The following is a 17,693-nucleotide window of genomic DNA, read 5'->3' as shown; positions in this document are numbered from 1 at the left end:
ACGCTAGAAATGAAGATGCCATTCAGCAGTGAATGGCATTTTTTTATGGGCAAAATTAAATTAAAAATCGAATTTTTGTGTCATGACTAGATTTTAGCTTTCAAATTATATTATAGTGGATTTAAAACATAGTTTCGTATTATGAAATATTAACTCATAAATACCGTAAACAGGACTCATACAAGGGAATTACGATGAGAAATTATATTGCACCATTAAAAGATATGAAGTTTGTGCTGAAAGATTTGCTGGATGTTGAACAAAAATATCAGGGGTATGCAAAATTTGAAGACAAAGTCTCTATGGACATTATGGAGCAATATTTAGAAGTTGCTGCTGATTTCTGCCAGAACGAGCTTTTACCTATTAATACCACAGGCGACCAGCAAGGCTGTCGTTTAGAAAATGGTGTCGTGACCACACCAGATGGCTTTAAAGAAGCCTATAATAAATATGTTGAACTGGGCTTTACCTCATTAACCGGTGATGAAAACTACGGTGGTCAAGGTTTCCCGACACTGTACCGGATTGCTATTTCTGAAATTATTACGGCCACCAACTGGTCATGGGGCATGTATCCGGGCCTGTCACATGGTGCAATGCGTACCTTGGAACATCATGGCAATGACGAACAAAAACAGAAATTCCTGGTGCCACTGATTGCAGGGCGCTGGACCGGTACCATGTGTCTGACCGAATCACATGCTGGTTCAGATTTGGGCCTGATTCGTACCAAAGCGGTTCCAAATGCCGATGGCAGCTATAGCATCAGTGGTGAAAAAATCTTTATTTCGGCAGGTGAACATGACCTGGCTGAAAATATTGTGCATATCGTTTTGGCACGCTTACCGGATGCACCGGCGGGCACCAAAGGCATTTCACTCTTTATCGTACCTAAATTTAATTTAGATGAAGACGGCAATGTCGCAGAACGTAATGGCGTAGTGTGTAGTTCTATCGAACATAAAATGGGTATTCATGGCAATGCCACCTGTGTCCTTAACTTTGAAAATGCCAAAGGTTTCCTGATTGGTCCTGAAAACCGTGGCCTAAACTGCATGTTCACCTTTATGAACTCTGCACGTATTGGTACCGCCATTCAAGGTCTGGCGGCAGCTGAATCTTCTTATCAGGGTGCCTTGGCCTATGCCAAAGACCGTCTGGCCATGCGTTCACTGGAAGGTGCAAAAGCGCCAAACCTGCCAGCAGATCCAATTATCGTGCATCCGGCAGTACGTAATATGCTGCTGACGCAGAAAGTCTTTGCTGAAGGTTCGCGTGCATTGGCTTACTACTTAGCCACTTATGCAGATATTGCTGAAGCGACTGAAGATGCAGCCGAGAAAAAAGCCGCAGATGACCGTCTGGCTTTATTAACTCCAATTGCCAAGGCTTTAATGACAGAAACCGGACTGGAAGCCGCCAAACATGGTATGCAGGTCTTTGGTGGTCATGGTTATATTGCCGAGCATGGCATGGAGCAAATTGCTCGTGATGCGCGTATTGCCTGTTTATATGAAGGCACCACGGAAATCCAGTCGATTGACCTGTTGGCGCGTAAGGTTCTAGGTTCAAAACTCAGCTTATTAACAGCATTAACTGATGAAATTCAGGCCTATATTAAAGAGCAACAGGCCCATCCTCAATTTGCAGGCTATGCACAGCAGGTAGGTGAGCTGACCCAGCAATGGCTGGAGCTGACTCAACTGATCCAGACGCAGGCACAACAATCTGCCAATGAAATTGGTGCAGCCTCTGTTGATTATTTATATTTCTCAGGCTATGTGGTGTTTGCGTATCTCTGGCTCAAGATGGCGGTTGTGGCACAACAACGCGTCGATGAAGGACAAAGCGATCCGTACTATGCAGCTAAAGTAAAAACGGCTCAATTCTACTTTGAACGTATTTTGCCAAGAACCTGTACGCATCGCGCCAATATTCAGGCCGGTGGAGCAAGCCTGTTCCTGCTGACGCCAGAAGAATTTAAATTTGATTAATCCGCTTTTGCACCCACAGAGAGAGCCTACTGTGGGTGTATTTTTTTAAGCCTGTTCTCTATAGCAAAAATAGTTCAGGTTTCATTGCTTGAAGAGCATCACAAGTAGAATTTTACCAGATCAATTGCAGATAAAATAACAAGATCAGGAGTCTATATGGAATTAGACGCACGTTCACAACAGTTTCCCTATGCGAGTACCCAGCTGACCTATCATGAAGTCGGCCAGTCCTCCGTACATCCAACCATCATTTTAATTCATGGTACGGGTGGTAATACCCAAAAACATTTTAATTATATTTTCCCGATGCTGGGCATTCATCAGCGCGTGCTCTCGATTGACCTTTATACACCAGAGAAAGCGGATTTAAAGCTGACAGATTTTAGCGAGCAGGTAGAAGCTTTAATTCAGCATGCAGTGGCGGAGAATGAACCGATTACCGTGGTCGGTTATTCTTTAGGTGCTGTGATTGCCGCCCAGGTCGCGGCCAAGTTACAACAACGAATTTCACAGTTGATTTTATTGGCAGGATGGGTCAAAACCAGTTCGGTGCAGCAACTGCGCAATACCATCTGGCAGCAGTTATTTAATGAACAATCCAAGGCATTGCCACATTTTGTAAATTACTGTTTATACAGTGATCACTACCTGTCTTTACGCACTGAACAGCAGGTTCTGGAGCTGGCACGCTTTGTTACGCCCTCTGCTGATGCAGCCAGACAGCGTGAAATGAACTATCACCTCGATATCAGCAATATTCTGGCTGATATTACCGCAGATACCTTAATTGTGGCCTGTCATGAAGACCGCATGATTCCTTTGGCTCAAGCCAAGTTACTGTTTGCCTCGATTGAACGCAGCCGTTATGTCGAAATTCATTCCGGACATGCCTTGCATATAGAAGCACCGGCGGAGATTGTGCAGCTGATTAACCAGTTTAATCAGCATCCCGAGCAATATCCGATTAACCAGAAAATCCAGCGATTTGCACCTTAAAGGAGAAGCAGCATGCAAGCTCATGTACAGCGTAGCAAAATTTTAATTGTCGGTAGCGGTTTTGGTGGCTTGGGCATGGCCATTCGGCTCAAACAACAGGGCATCGATGATTTTAAAATCATTGAACGGGCAACAGAAGTCGGTGGAACCTGGCGGGATAATACCTATCCGGGTGTGGCTTGTGATGTGCCGTCGCATCTGTATTCTTTTTCTTTTATTAAAAATCCGTACTGGTCGCGTATTTTTCCGCAAGGAGCAGAAATCCAGCGTTATCTGGTTCAATGTTGTGATCAGGAGCAAATCCGCCCGTATATTGATTTTAATACAGCACTGGAAAAAGCCCACTGGAATACAGCACAAAGAATCTGGGAAATTCAGACTTCACAAGGAGCGTATCAGGCCGAGTTTTTAATTACCGCCACAGGGCATCTGGCCGATGAGTATCTCCCGGATATTCCCGGTTTGGCTCAATTTCAGGGGCAGGTGATGCATTCTGCACGCTGGAATCATCAGGTTGATTTGGCTGATCAACACGTGGTGGTGGTCGGTTCCGGCGCATCAGCAATTCAGCTGGTGCCGGAAGTGGCGAAACTTGCCAAAAACCTAACCGTGTTGCAGCGCAGTGCACCCTATATTTTACCGCGACCGGACCGGCCTTATAGCGAAACGGAAAAACAGCTGTTTCGTAAAGATCCGGAAAGTATGGCGGCTTTACGCCATTCCTTGTTCTGGGATAATGAGTTTAATTTTGCCCAGCGCCGTAATTTAAAAAGTCATATTCAGCGGGTCAAAAAATCCTGCTTACAGTTTCTAAAACAGCAGATTGATGATGCTGAATTACAGCGTAAACTGACACCACATTATGAGCCGGGCTGTAAGCGGGTTTTATTATCAAATACCTATTATCCAACTTTTTTACAGCCGCATGTCACGCTGGAAGATTCCGCGCTGGCAGAAGTCACACCAGAAGGCGTGATCAGCCAGTCAGGACAATATTTCCCAGCCGATGTAATTATTTTCGCCACCGGTTTTGAAGCGGCACGGCCACCGTATGCAGCAAAAGTGCTGGGTAAACATGGCTTAAGTCTGGAACAGCAGTGGTCAAGTGGCATGCAGGGTTATCAGTCGACCACAGTACATAACTTCCCCAATCTGTTTATTTTAAATGGACCGAATACCGGCAGTGGGCATAATTCTGCCTTGTATTTTCTGGAAGTGCAGTTTGATCTGGTGCTGGATGCACTGCAATTTTTTGAACAGGAACAGATTCAGGTGTTTGAAGCAGATCAGGCCGCAGAAGATGCCTATATGGAGCAATTACAGCAGCTGTCTCAGGGCAGTGTCTGGCTGTCGGAAGGCTGTAAAAGCTGGTATCTTGATCCGGTCAGCCGCAAACTGACCTTAATCTGGCCAGACTTTGCTCATTCTTTTAGAGACAAGAACCGGCAGTTTATGCGCAGTGGCTATCACTTTCACTATATTGAGAATCCTCAGCAGAATGCTGTTTAAATGGCGTATGTGAGCTATAAAAAAACCAGTCATCAGACTGGTTTTTTAATATGTTTAATTGGCCTTTTGCGGATCGTATAAACGATCTTTAATAAATAGCGCAGGTATCAGACCGCAGATAAAATAGGCCGCAGCCATAATCAGTAAGCCCGTTCCAATAGAACCGCCTTGGGCAAAATAACCAATGGTTAAGGGCGCAAATACCGCACCAATTCGGCCAATATTAAATGCACCACCGACTGCCGTACCGCGAATGGAGGTCGGAAAACTTTCAGTCATATAGGTGGCATTAATGGCAAAAGGCATGCCATAGAGAAAGCCAAACATCAGCATCAAATATAAAATATTGGTGGGGGTATTAAAGTAGATAATGACCGGCAAAAATAATGCCGTTCCCATGGTGCCAAAGGCAAATAACGCACGGCGGCCAAAACGGTCTGCCAGAATGCCGGCCACCACTTTGGCAAAAATCATGATTAGAAATGTGCCGACCATATAACCGGTCATTTCTTTAAAACTGATGCCAAGTCAGACTCCAGATATGCAGGAAGCCAGTTACTTAAACCTGCGTAACCGAACTGAAGGGCACCGGCACTTAAAATCCACAGCATAAACATCCAGCGATGTTTTTTGTCTTTTAAGATGACCAGATAAGGATTCTATTTTTTGATTTTCACTTTGCTATGTAAAGCTTCCTGACGCTTGAGCTCACGAGAACGTAACCAGGATTCAGGCTCCGGCACCAGAAAGTACATTAAAAAGGCAAGAAAAATAGGGAAAATCGTAATCCAGTACAGCATACGCCAGCCATACTCAGGAATAATCCAGCCGGCCAGCAAAGTGGCACATAATGAACCCAGGGTAAAACCGGTCATTAAAGCCGCAAGTACCGTAGTTCGATATTTGGTCGGCACATACTCGGACATTAAAGTATTACAGGCAATATAAAGTGAGCCAAGGCCAATGGCTGCAATACTCCGCACAATCAGAAACTGATACTAGGAATCGACAAAACCCAAGGTACAGGACAAACTTGAGGCCAGAATCATATAAAATACAATAACTTTAACCCGGCCAAATCGGTCACAGGCTCATCCGCCAATCAGACCGCCAATTACACCACCCACCAGACTCCAGCTGCCCAGCGCACCGGCCTGAAGTAGTAAGGTTAAATTCTGCTTTAATACTGGTCAGGCTGTAGGCGAGAAAAGCCAGATCAATCCCGTCGGCAAGCAGAATAAAAAAACATAAAATAAAAGCGGTTTTCCATATTTTCTCTGGCTGAGCTTGTACCTGCTCAGCCACCATCACTGAAGCTTTTTGCGTCATCACTGATATCCTTTCATCATTCGTTCTTGTTTTATGAATAATTTTTCATGGTTATTACTCATTATTCATGAGTTTAGTTTTCAGCAAAAAACCTTATATTTCGTATAGAGAAATCTTGTTTTTCTTTATTTTTAGACCAAAGACTAAAATATCACCACTAATGATTGATTTTAATTTGTAAAAAATTGCTAAAAAGCCGATCAAGCATTGATCGAAGGTCGAATTTAAAGCTATTATCAAATAATACAAAATATAGTTTCACTATACAAAATAAAAGAACGAAAGCGATAGGAGAGAGCTTCAATGAGCACACAGCCATGGATTGCTGAATATCAAAAATGGAATGTAAATCCTGAATTTACTCAGCCAGATCCCACCCAGACCTTGAGTCAGACCATCGCTGAAAATCTAGAGAAATTTCAGGATAAAACAGCCTTTATCTATTTAGATAAAAAGTTCAGTTATCATGATATTGATGTGTATAGCCAGAAAATGGCGACCTTTTTACAGAATTTGGGGCTAGAGGCGGGTAGCCGTATTGCGGTGATGCTGCCAAATATTATTCAGTATCCAATTGCAACCTTTGCCATTATTCGTGCCGGTTATATTCTGGTGAATGTCAATCCGATGTATACCCAGCGCGAGCTGTATCATCAGTTGCAGGATTCTGGTGCAGAAGCTTTATTTATCCTGAATCAGACTTTAGATCAGCTCAAGGATCGGGATGAATGCCAGACGCTTAAATATGTGATTTCGACCCATCCACTGGATCTGGTGAAAGCGCAAGATACCGCAGTGCATCCACAGGCAGCGCAATATCCGGCCAAGACATTCTTTGATTTTAAGCAGGCACTTGATCAGGTCGACACGATTGATTTTAAAACACCACCCCAACAGCAAAATGACACAGTCATTCTGCAATATACCGGTGGCACAACGGGTTTATCTAAAGGCGCTGAACTGAGTCACCGCAATATTTTATTTAATATTGCCCAGAACAGTACCGTGTTTATTAGCCATTTTGGCGACCGGATGGCAGAAGAACATGAATATGTATTTTGTGCCTTGCCGCTCTACCATATTTATGGGTTTACCATCTGTCTGTTCAGTTATGGTCTGAGCCGTGGTTTTGCCAATGTGCTGATTCCGAATCCGAGAGATTTAGACGCTTTAATTGACCAGTATGCCAAGCATCCTCCGACAGTTTTTCCGGGGGTAAACACCATGTTTAATGCCTTGGCACATCATCCACGTTTTAGAAGTCTGGATCATCGTCAGCTGAAGACCACCACCGGTGGGGGTGCGCCGGTACTGAAAGCCACAGCTGACCTGTGGTATGAAGTCACAGGCCGTTATATTTATGAAGGCTATGGTTTATCCGAAACTTCACCGACTGCAACTTTTAACCCGCCTTTAAGCCAGCGTTTTAGTGGCACCATCGGTTTACCTTTGGCAGGTACCGATATTCTGATTCTGGATGATGCAGGCCAACCGGTAGCGATTAACCAAGCTGGAGAAATTGCCATTCGCGGTCCACAGGTGATGAAAGGCTATTGGCAGCAACCGGAAGCCACGGCGCAGGTATTTACCAAAGATGGCTTTTTCCTGACTGGCGATATTGGCTGTATGAATGAACAGGGCTATATCAGTATCCTTGACCGTAAAAAAGACATGATTCTGGTGTCTGGCTTTAATGTGTATCCGAATGAACTGGAATATGTGCTGTCTCAACATGTCAAAGTGTTAGAAAGTGCCGTGATTGGAATTGATGATGAAAAGTCTGGTCAGGTCCCGAAAGCATTTATTGTTAAACAGGATGCTAGCCTGAGCGAAGATGAAGTCATGGCTTATTTAAGACAGCATTTAACCAGTTATAAACTGCCTAAATATATTGAGTTTGTGGCGGAGCTGCCAAAATCTGCAGTCGGAAAAATCTTGCGTCGGGAATTGCCGAAAACCCATCAGGCGGATGCTACAGCCTGCTAGTTCAGATTTAAGAGAGACGTAGGAGAGGAAACTCTCCAATAAAAAAGGAATCTGAGGATCATTGCTGTCCCACAATTTTTCACAAGAGGAAGCTCATTTGAGCTTCCTCTTGTTTTATGGGTATTTTATCGGGTGAAAATAAAGCTTTTAAAGTTCTTCTTTCAAACAAATTCACTTGAATTATTCTGAGTAAACGTTGAACTGTCCAACCTGTTTTTCCTAAATGTCGAGCGAAACTCACCAATAAATAGGCGATCATCGCAATCCAGATTTGTGTCTGAATTGCGTTCCTGCTGCGGCCTAGAAACGCTTTTAATTTGAGATTCTGCTTAATCGCCTTAAAGAACAGCTCAACTTTCCAACGATCTTTATAAATCGCCGCAATGGTGGAGGCGGCTAAATGAAAGTTATTGCTGAGAAAGCTAAAGTGCTTGCCACTTTGCTGATCTCTATATTCAATTCTTCTTAACACTGGGGCTTTTCTTTTTAGGGCATGTGCGCTATTCAGCTGAATGGTTTCATCTTTTAGAATACCTTTGGATTCAAGCACTGGATGTTGCTGGATCACCTGATACACAGATTTAGGCCTAAAACGTGTGACAAATCCAATGTTTTGAGCAGTCAGATTTGCATACCATTGGTAATCGACATAGCCTTTATCAAAAACTACAATGCTGCCAGCAGGAAACTGGAATTTGCGGCCTTGTACCATGTCATTTTCTTTGCCATTTTCAACTGCAACAAACTCAGGAATATCATTGCTGTGATTCAATCCTATACTGAGTTTCATGCTGGCTTTTGAGTCGTGAACTTTGGCCCATTCACATAAGGAAAGCGACAGGTCAATATGACTGGCATCCAAGGAATACAAGGGATTCTTAAAGCGAAATTTATGAGCTACTTTTGAGTGTTCATAGTATTTAAGCAACTTGTAAAATAGCTGTTGATACAAGGCAGCAGGCTGCTGCTCATTGATTCGTGCCAGCGTGCTTCGGGGAATAGACTTTGCTCCGAGATGACTTAGCTTTTCCTGTTGGCACTCCAAATTGGATTGAATATCTCTCAGACTTTGCCTACAAGAGAATTGAGACATCAATATGGCAATAAACTGATCCCACCGGGAAGCCGCTCTAAATTTCTGTCCAACATGGTGTACTTTAGCAAGTTGTTCAAAATCCTGTCGCACAACAGGTTTAATTAGCTCATGAAATACGGTATTCTGATGTGACAAAACCTGAATCCTGGTCGTTAAAGTGTTTGTTTGCACTCATATTTTAACTGTTAGGACTCAGGTTTTTTTATTTAAAGCAAACTATGGGACAGCAGTGATCTGAGGATTCCTTTTTTATTGTCGGTGGGATGCCGCCTTAGCGCTGCTGGATAATCTTTTTGGCTTTATATGCCTGCATTTCTTCTGCGCTTAAAAACTGGCTTAAGATATTGTCGGTATCTTCACCTAAGCACGGTGGGGCTTTTTTATATTCAACCGGGGTTTTGGACAGTTTAATTGGCGAGCCAATTGAGGTGTAATCTTCGCGCAGGGTATGCGGCATCTGAATTACCATTTCACGTGCCAGCACCTGTTCTTCTTCCAGAGTCTGTTGCAGGTTATTGATCATGCCCACAGGGACCTTGACGGCGTGAATTAAATCGACCCAAGTTTTGGCCGGTTGGGTATAAAAATGTTGCTGTAAAATTTGGGTGACTTCTTCACGATGCATCACTCGGCCAGAGTTGCGACTAAAACGCGGATCTTTCGGTACTTCAGGTAGGCCTATGGCATCACACAGCGCCAAGAACTGCTGGTCATTGCCGCAGGCAATAATAAATTCGCCTTCCTGTGCCTTAAACACCTGATAAGGCACAATATTGGCATGTGCATTACCAAAACGGCCCGGCACTTTGCCTGAGGTCAAATAATTCATGGCCAGCACCGATAAAGAGGCCACCTGAGTATCTAACAGGGCCATATCAATATGTTGGCCTTCACCGGTTTTTTCACGCGACAGTAAGGCGGCCTGAATGGCAATTGCAGAATATAAACCGGTGGTCAGATCGGCAAAAGCCAATCCAGCTTTTTGCGGGCCGCCACCGGGTAAATCATCGCGTTCACCGGTAACGCTCATCATGCCGCCCATGCCTTGAATAATAAAGTCATAACCCGGTTCATGAGCACGTGGACCATGCTGGCCAAAACCGGTAATCGAACAATACACCAGACGCGGGTTTATATGGCTCAGGCTTTCATAGTCCAGACCATATTTTTTCAAAGAACCGGCTTTATAGTTTTCAATGACCACATCACTGGTTTCAGCAATTTTTTTAATAATCTGCTGGCCTTCCGGGGTTGATAGATCAACAGCTACGGAATGTTTGCCACGATTGGCCGAAAGATAATAGGCAGATTCATGGGTATCTTGTTGCTGGTTGTTTTTAAGCCAGGGCGGTCCCCAGATGCGCGTATCATCGCCATGATCAGGCTTTTCAATTTTAATTACTTCTGCACCCAGATCGGCCAGAATTTGACTACACCAAGGTCCAGCCAAAATACGGCTGAGATCCAATACCCGAAAGCCTGTTAAAGCACCCATCTATTCTCACACTCCTTGTTCCGTTTTTATTTCATGTCTACATATTTTAATAATCACAGTAAACCTATATTAAAACGATCCAAAACTCAACTATTCGACCGTTAATTTCGTATAACAAAATAATATATCAAAATTTGTTTAAAATTACTTTTATCTTGTCTACCCTGAGTGAGCTAAAAAGAACGACCAAAAAACAAACAGAGGCTGAGAAGTCTTCATGACAGCAACAAAAAGATCAGGAGCAGCACAGCTATGGATTGAAAAACGCAGCACAACAATAGGCTCACATCAGGAACTTCGTGAGCGATAAGCAACTGAAAAATAAACAAGGAATAGAAAGAACAAGGATATTTAATTCATGACGGATTTGGTAACTGAGCTAAAAAAGATTCAACCCACCACCAAAAGAACCCAGCAAATTACATTTGTATTTGCCTTTCTGGCGCTGCTGGTCGATGGGGCAGACATGCTCTTGCTCTCCTTTAGCTTAAACAGTCTGAAAGCAGAATTTGGCTTAAGCAATTTACAGGCTGGTGCCCTGGGAAGCGCGACGCTGGCCGGCATGGCCGTAGGTGGTTTTCTTGGTGGCTGGCCTGCGACCGGTTGGGTCGGGTTCGGACGGTAGTGATTTCAATCTTAATCTTTTCAATTTTAACAGCCGCACTGGGCTTTACCCAAAATTTTGAACAGTTCGCCATTCTGCGCTTTTTGTCTGCCTTTGGTATTGGTTCACTGTATATTGCAGCGAATACACTCATGGCAGAGTATGTACCGACCGAATATCGCACCACAGTATTGGGAACCCTGCAAGCCGGCTGGACAATGGGTTATATTGTGGCAACCGTACTGGCCGGCTGGATTATTCCGGAATATGGCTGGCGTATGCTGTTCTTTATTGCCATTATTCCATCGGTGCTGGCGATTTTTATTCAGAAACTGGTGCCAGAACCAGAATCTTGGCAACGTGCAAGATTACAGCGCTTGTATGGGCCTGCTGAAACTCAAGTCAAACAGCCTGAGAAAAAGAGTACAGTTAAAGAGATTTTTGCAGACCCGCGTAACCGTAGAATGTTTATTTTATGGATTCTCACTGCCGGCTTTTTACAGTTTGGCTATTACGGAGTAAACAACTGGATGCCAGCTTATTTAGAATCCGAGTTACATATGGATTTTAAATCAATGGCGGGCTATATGATTGGGACCTATGTCGCCATGATTTTCGGTAAAGTTCTGGCCGGTTTTGCTGCAGACCGTTTAGGCGGTCGTTTGGTATTTTCCTTTGGTGCAATTGGGACCGCGATCTTCCTGCCAGTGATTGTGCTGTTTAATAGCCCGGACAATATTGCCTATCTGCTCATTTTCTTTGGTTTCCTGTACGGTATTCCGTATGCCATTAATGCGACGTATATGACTGAAAGTTTTGCAACTTCCATTCGTGGTACCGCGGTTGGCGGTGCCTATAATGCCGGGCGTATTGGCGCCATGTTTGCACCTGCAATTATTGGTGCAGCGGCGAGCGGTGGATCAATTGGTTTAGGCTTCCTGATTATGGGCGGCGCCTATTTCTTATGTGGTGCAGTATCAGGAATCTTTATTAAAGATCGTCAATACGATCCGCAAAAGGCTTATAGTTGTAAATCAGCTGATCAAGTAATAAAAAATGAGCCTTGCAAGGCTCATTTTTTTTGATTCCAGAAGTCTTATCTTCAATGTTTAATCAAACGTCCGAAGCGGTATTCTTCTGGGCAATTTGAATGCTCTTTAGCCCATCATTCACTTTATTTAACAGGTGAATCAGAGTTACCACATCATCAAAGGCCAATGTGTTTAAGGCTTGGCCATAAAAATTAAAGAAGTCATCTTGCAGGCTGTCCCAGGTTTTAAGACCTGCATCGGTCAGCGCAACATTTTTTGCACGGCGGTCCTGCTCATTAATCACGCGCTGTACCAGACCTTCGCGTTCCAGCCGTTTTAATACGGCATCCAGGTTTTGACGGCTCACACCCAGATAGTCGGTTAAATCGGAAAATGACATTCCGGATAGAACCCGTGGGCGAGACAAAGCCCCTAAAACTGCCCAGTGCACCGGAGAAATCCCCAATTCGTTGGAGCATTTGCGGTCCAGTGTATTTCCCACCTGAAACAGTCTAAAAAAAAGTCTATTGTGGGCGGAATATAAGGATTGATCATATTTTTTTGTTAGAGCATCAGTCATTCTAAAAGACCACCCTGATCAAATTCATTCAATAAGCTGCATTATACCCAAAAGGTATCTTGTATAAATCAGACTCTGTTTTCTATCTGGCTGTAATTCAGAGGGGATCAGCAATTTTCCTTTGCTGGTCGTGCCCACATTTTTGCGCCTCCGTTCAGTACTGTATAGATGATCCTTCCTCTTTCTTGGTTCTGTCACATCTGCTTGCTTTACGCATAAAACTTAAGATTAAAGCCAATTTATGTCAATGTATTTATTTTTAATAAATCATAAATAATTGATATATTTAATTTAAATTAATTTTAAATTTTATTTTATGTAAATGTATTGACATAAAATTATTCTACTCCTATTGTAAAGAACATGGGTATTGAATAAAAAACGGCCAGGCAAATTGGCATAAGAACAGCGCAGGGAGACATAAATGAAAGGCTTAAAGGATAAAGTGGTTATTGTGACAGGCGGTGCAGGTGGAATTGGTTCAGCAACCTGTCGCCGGCTGGCAGAAGAGGGCGCTAAAGTCGCAATCTTTGATATGAATATGACCGCAGCAGAGCAGTTGGCGCAGGAGATTAACCAGCAGAACGGTCAGGCATTGGCAGTACAGTGTGATATTACCAATCACAATACAGTTGAGCAGGCTGTACAGCAGGTCGAAAGCCAGCTGGGGCCGGTAGATGGCCTAGTCAATAATGCCGGTTGGGATATTTTTAAGCCTTTTGTTAAAACCAATCCACAGGAATGGGACAAGCTGATCCAGATTAATCTGGTTGGTATGCTGAATATGCATTTTGCTGTCCTGAAGGGCATGGTTGAGCGTAATACGGGCAGTATCGTCAATATTGCATCAGATGCTGCGCGCGTCGGTTCTTCAGGTGAAGCGGTTTATGCGGCCTGTAAAGGTGGACTGCTGTCATTTTCGAAAACGCTGGCACGTGAGCATTCGCGTCATAACATCAAGATTAATGTGATTTGCCCGGGTCCAACCGATACAGCACTCTTGGCTGGCGTGACCGAAGGTGCATCGAATCCGGAAAAATTACGGGAAGCCTTTATCCGCTCAATTCCACTGGGCCGTTTGGGGCAACCTGAAGATTTGGCCTCTGCAATTGCCTTCTTTTTAAGTGAAGATGCCAGCTTTATTACCGGACAGGTGCTGAGTGTTTCAGGTGGTTTAACCATGAGTGGCTAAGTCGAAACCCGCATTAAAGGTCAAAAATAAAATCAGATGAGTACAGATAGGATTAATACAGGAAGTATAACCATGAATTTTGAAGATATTTTATATGAAGTGAAAAACGGCGTGGCCTGGATCACCATTAACCGCCCCGAAAAAATGAATGCCTTTCGCGGGACCACGTGTGATGAGCTAATCAAGGCTTTAAATAAGGCAGGCTATGACCGGGATGTGGGTGCCATTGTCCTGGCAGGAGCAGGTGAAAAAGCTTTCTGTACTGGCGGTGACCAGTCTGCACATGATGGTAATTATGATGGACGCGGCACCATTGGCCTACCGATGGAAGAATTACATACCGCCATCCGTGATGTGCCCAAACCGGTGATTGCCCGTGTACAAGGTTATGCAATTGGTGGCGGGAATGTGCTGGCGACCATTTGTGACCTGACCATCTGTTCTGAAAAAGCGATTTTTGGCCAGGTCGGTCCCAAAATGGGCTCTGTCGATCCGGGCTATGGCACAGCATATCTGGCGCGTGTCGTCGGCGAGAAAAAAGCCCGTGAAATCTGGTACTTGTGCCGCCGTTATAGCGGTCAGGAAGCGGTTGAAATCGGGCTGGCCAATAAGTGCGTACCGGCTGATCAGCTGGATGCCGAAGTACAGGCATGGGCAGAAGAAATCTGTCAGCGTAGTCCGACAGCAATTGCCATTGCCAAACGCAGTTTCAATATGGATACCGCACATCAGGCCGGAATTGCCGGGATGGGCATGTATGCCCTGAAACTGTATTACGACACAGAAGAATCGCGCGAAGGCGTTAATGCACTTAAAGAAAAACGCCAGCCTGAATTTCGTAAATTTTATAAATAATAAGGAAAATACGTATGACTCAAAATCCTTATATCACGGAAGAACTGGCATTTTTAGCAGAAACGGTTGAAAAATTTGCACAAAAATATATTGCACCCGGTTTTTTAGCGCGTGATCAAAGTCGTGTCTTTGATCGTGACCTGGTGAAAAAAATGGGCGAGATGGGTTTTATTGCACCAGAACTTCCAGAACAATACGGCGGCCAGGGCATGGGCCGGCTGGCTGCGGGTATTATTCATGAAGCGGTGGCCAAGGCCGATTTAAGTTTCTCCTATATTAACTTGCTGGCTTCCTTAAATGGACAGATTCTGGCGGAACATGGTCAACCTGAGGTGGTGGAACCGTGGCTGAGAAAGCTGACCGCAGGTGAAGCCATTTTCTCAATTGCACTCACCGAGCCACGTGGGGGTTCAGATGCCGCCAACTTGCGTTTAAAAATTGAACGTGAGGGAGATGAATATGTCATTAATGGTGAAAAAACCTCGATTTCTGCAGCTGATCAGGCTGATGCATCGGTGGTGTTTGGACGTACCGGTTCGGTTGAAGATGGTGCACATGGCGTAACGGCATTGCTGGTGCCGATGGACTTGCCGGGTATTAGCACCACACGTTTTGATTGTCATGGCCAGCGTGCCATTGGTCGCGGTTCCATTTTCTTTGATAACGTTCGGGTTCCGGTCAATCATCGCCTGGGAGATGAAAACAAAGGGTTTGTCCAGGTTATGCAAGGATTTGACTTTTCCCGTGCCTTAATTGGTTTACAGGTACTGGCTGTAGCACGGGTGAGCCTGGATGAAGCCTGGGAATATGCAGCGCAGCGCGAAGCTTTTGGCCAGCCACTCACGGCATTTCAAGGTATTTCGCATCCTCTGGCTGAATATGAAACCCAGGTCGAAGCTGCACGATTATTGTGTCTGCAAACGTTATGGCTAAAAGACAACCATTTACCGCATACCTCTGAAGCCGGGATGTGTAAATGGTGGGGACCGAAACTGGCCTATGATGTGATTCATCAATGCTTACTGACCTTTGGTCATGCAGGCTATGACCGCGGAGTGATGGAGCAGCGTATGCGCGATGTACTGGGCTTCCAGATAGGTGATGGCACTGCGCAAATTATGAAAACCATTATTGCGCGTAAAAAAGCCGGACGCAAAGCTGTTCCAGCTTGATGTAAACCGATGACGTGGATGCGTGATCAATCCTGCAGATGACACAAATAGAAGTTTGAGTCATCTGCATAGCAGAGTTTGTATCTGCAATTTTCGGGCTGACGACGATTGTGCGGTCTGACCAAGAGAACAGGTAGATAATTATAAAATTGGAGTTATAGAATGGATTTCGATGCGGTTCTTTTACCCCCACGCCGGGAAAAAATGTTGCAACAAGGTTATTGGTTAAATAAGACCATTCTTCAATCATTGAATGAAGCGGTACAGCAAGATCCAGATAAAATTGCCTTGGTCAGCTATAAAACTGAAAGTCAGTCAGAGCAAAGTTTTACTTACCGGGAAATGCTGGAGACAGCCAATAAAATTTCGTTGGGATTAAAACAGTTAGGTGTACAGAAACAGGATATTGTGTCTTGCCAACTCCCCAACTGGTGGGAGTTCACTTTATTGTATATTGCGTGTCGTCGGATTGGTGCCATCCTGAATCCGCTGATGCCGATTTTCCGAGAGCGTGAGCTTTCATTTATGCTGAAACATACGGAAAGTAAGGTCTTTATCGTACCGAAAGTGTTCCGTAAGTTTGACCATGAAAAACTGGCCGATCAATTACAGAAAAATATTGAGAGCCTGGAACAGATTATTGTCGTCGGTGGTGAAGGCGAGAACAGTTTTGAAAATTTATTGCTTAACCATGGACTGGATCAAGATCCACAAATCCTGAATACCCTGAATGATGTCACCATCACAGCAGATGATATTGCACAACTGGTGTTTACCTCAGGTACCACAGGTGAACCCAAAGGTGTGATGCATACTGCGAACACTTTATTTTCCAATATCGTACCTTATGCCAAGCGTTTGCATTTAAACCAGAATGATGTGATTTTCATGGGATCACCGATGGCACATCAAACCGGTTTTATGTATGGGCTGATCATGCCGGTTTTATTAAAAGCCAAAGCCGTCTTGCAGGATGTCTGGGATGTCAATCTCGCCATTGAGCTGATGCATCAGCATCAGGTGACTTTTACCATGGCGTCGACCCCATTTTTAAATGATTTATCTGAAGCCGTCTTACACAACCATCAGACTTTAGACAGTTTAAAAATATTCCTGTGTGCGGGCGCACCGATTCCAAGCACCTTGGTACAAAAAGCACGTCAGAATATAGGCGTTAAAGTCATTTCAGCTTGGGGTATGACCGAATGCGGCGCAGTAACCACCACCCGCCCTGAAGATGAGGATGAGCGTTCCTTTAATACCGACGGCTTGCCACTTCCTGGCGTTGAAGTGAAAGTGGTTGGCGATGATGGTGAAGAATTAGCACCACATCAATCGGGCACCCTGATGATTCGCAGTTGTTCCAATTTTGGTGGCTATATGAAGCGCCCACATTTAAACGAAACCAGTGCAGATGACTGGTTCGATACTGGTGATATTGCCTATCTGGACGAGCAAGGTTATATCCGGATTGCTGGACGTAAAAAAGATGTGATTATTCGCGGTGGCGAAAATATTCCTGTGGCCGAAGTTGAATCTTTAATTTATTTACATCCAGATGTGGCAACGGTGGCGTTAATTCCGTATGCAGATGAGCGACTGGGCGAGAAAGCCTGCGCCATCGTGAAGCTCAAAGAAGGCACGCAAACCATGCAGTTAAAGGATTTGGTCGAGTTCCTGAAAGCACACAATCTGGCAATTCAGTATATTCCAGAGCGTTTAGAAATCTGGGATGAAATTCCAATGACCCCATCAGGGAAAATCCAGAAATTTAAACTTCGGGAAATGCTGGCCCAGCATATTGCATCTGCCAGTTAATTCCTTTCATTAAAAGCAAAACTCCTGAATAAT

11 protein-coding genes and 2 pseudogenes are annotated in these 17,693 nt (G+C 44.3%); 9 read left to right on the top strand and 4 right to left on the bottom strand.

Annotation, left to right across the window (positions count from 1 at the left end):
* Nucleotides 1-194: 194 nt before the first annotated feature.
* From F905_RS05040 to F905_RS05030, 3 genes are all read left to right on the top strand, one after another.
* Nucleotides 195-1,997, top strand: a complete 1,803-nt coding sequence (locus tag F905_RS05040) for an acyl-CoA dehydrogenase C-terminal domain-containing protein (RefSeq protein WP_005177996.1) — start codon at nt 195-197, stop codon at nt 1,995-1,997.
* Nucleotides 1,998-2,153: 156 nt separating this feature from the next.
* Nucleotides 2,154-2,993 carry an alpha/beta fold hydrolase gene (locus F905_RS05035; RefSeq protein WP_005177994.1) on the top strand — a complete coding sequence of 280 codons (840 nt, stop codon included), beginning with the start codon at nt 2,154-2,156 and terminating at the stop codon, nt 2,991-2,993.
* Nucleotides 2,994-3,005: 12 nt separating this feature from the next.
* Entirely contained in the window at nt 3,006-4,502 is a 1,497-nt protein-coding gene (locus tag F905_RS05030; protein ID WP_005177993.1) for a flavin-containing monooxygenase, read from the top strand.
* A gap of 54 nt (nt 4,503-4,556) precedes the next feature.
* Here F905_RS05030 and F905_RS15590 read toward each other — a convergent pair.
* Nucleotides 4,557-5,810 (bottom strand): annotated as a pseudogene (locus F905_RS15590) (MFS transporter).
* 324 nt (nt 5,811-6,134) lie between these two features.
* Here F905_RS15590 and F905_RS05020 point away from each other — a divergent pair.
* The gene (locus tag F905_RS05020) at nt 6,135-7,817 is read left to right on the top strand and encodes an AMP-binding protein (protein WP_005177980.1); all 1,683 of its coding nucleotides are present in this window, start codon (nt 6,135-6,137) and stop codon (nt 7,815-7,817) included.
* Between the two features lie 79 nt (nt 7,818-7,896).
* On the opposite strand, the gene F905_RS05015 is transcribed toward F905_RS05020, so the two are convergent.
* Both F905_RS05015 and F905_RS05010 read right to left on the bottom strand, forming a co-directional pair.
* Nucleotides 7,897-9,048: an IS4-like element ISAbe18 family transposase gene (locus F905_RS05015; protein WP_005176703.1), complete on the bottom strand. Its 1,152-nt coding sequence runs from the start codon at nt 9,046-9,048 to the stop codon at nt 7,897-7,899.
* A gap of 136 nt (nt 9,049-9,184) precedes the next feature.
* Nucleotides 9,185-10,408 (bottom strand): CaiB/BaiF CoA transferase family protein, encoded by a 1,224-nt coding sequence (locus tag F905_RS05010; protein ID WP_005177978.1) that lies wholly within the window; start codon nt 10,406-10,408, stop codon nt 9,185-9,187.
* A gap of 358 nt (nt 10,409-10,766) precedes the next feature.
* Here F905_RS05010 and F905_RS05000 point away from each other — a divergent pair.
* Nucleotides 10,767-12,034: pseudogene (locus F905_RS05000) on the top strand (MFS transporter); the annotation flags it as partial.
* A gap of 91 nt (nt 12,035-12,125) precedes the next feature.
* Here F905_RS05000 and F905_RS04995 read toward each other — a convergent pair.
* The gene (locus tag F905_RS04995) at nt 12,126-12,623 is read right to left on the bottom strand and encodes a MarR family winged helix-turn-helix transcriptional regulator (protein WP_005177946.1); all 498 of its coding nucleotides are present in this window, start codon (nt 12,621-12,623) and stop codon (nt 12,126-12,128) included.
* Nucleotides 12,624-13,047: 424 nt separating this feature from the next.
* Here F905_RS04995 and F905_RS04990 point away from each other — a divergent pair, with 424 nt between their 5' ends.
* The 4 genes from F905_RS04990 to aliA all read left to right on the top strand — a co-directional run bounded on the left by F905_RS04990 (nt 13,048) and on the right by aliA (nt 17,660).
* Complete coding sequence (locus F905_RS04990) at nt 13,048-13,815, top strand: glucose 1-dehydrogenase (protein WP_005177943.1); 768 nt, start codon at nt 13,048-13,050, stop codon at nt 13,813-13,815.
* A 72-nt stretch (nt 13,816-13,887) separates the two neighbouring features.
* Nucleotides 13,888-14,670 (top strand): 2-ketocyclohexanecarboxyl-CoA hydrolase, encoded by a 783-nt coding sequence (gene badI, locus F905_RS04985; protein ID WP_005177941.1) that lies wholly within the window; start codon nt 13,888-13,890, stop codon nt 14,668-14,670.
* A gap of 14 nt (nt 14,671-14,684) precedes the next feature.
* Complete coding sequence (gene aliB / locus F905_RS04980) at nt 14,685-15,842, top strand: cyclohexanecarboxyl-CoA dehydrogenase (protein WP_005177939.1); 1,158 nt, start codon at nt 14,685-14,687, stop codon at nt 15,840-15,842.
* A gap of 162 nt (nt 15,843-16,004) precedes the next feature.
* Nucleotides 16,005-17,660: a cyclohexanecarboxylate-CoA ligase gene (gene aliA / locus F905_RS04975; RefSeq protein ID WP_005177937.1), complete on the top strand. Its 1,656-nt coding sequence runs from the start codon at nt 16,005-16,007 to the stop codon at nt 17,658-17,660.
* Nucleotides 17,661-17,693 lie beyond the last annotated feature (33 nt).

This window comes from Acinetobacter sp. CIP 53.82 (assembly GCF_000369465.1).
Taxonomy (GTDB): domain Bacteria; phylum Pseudomonadota; class Gammaproteobacteria; order Pseudomonadales; family Moraxellaceae; genus Acinetobacter; species Acinetobacter indicus.
This window is presented reverse-complemented; position numbering and strand designations above follow the sequence as displayed.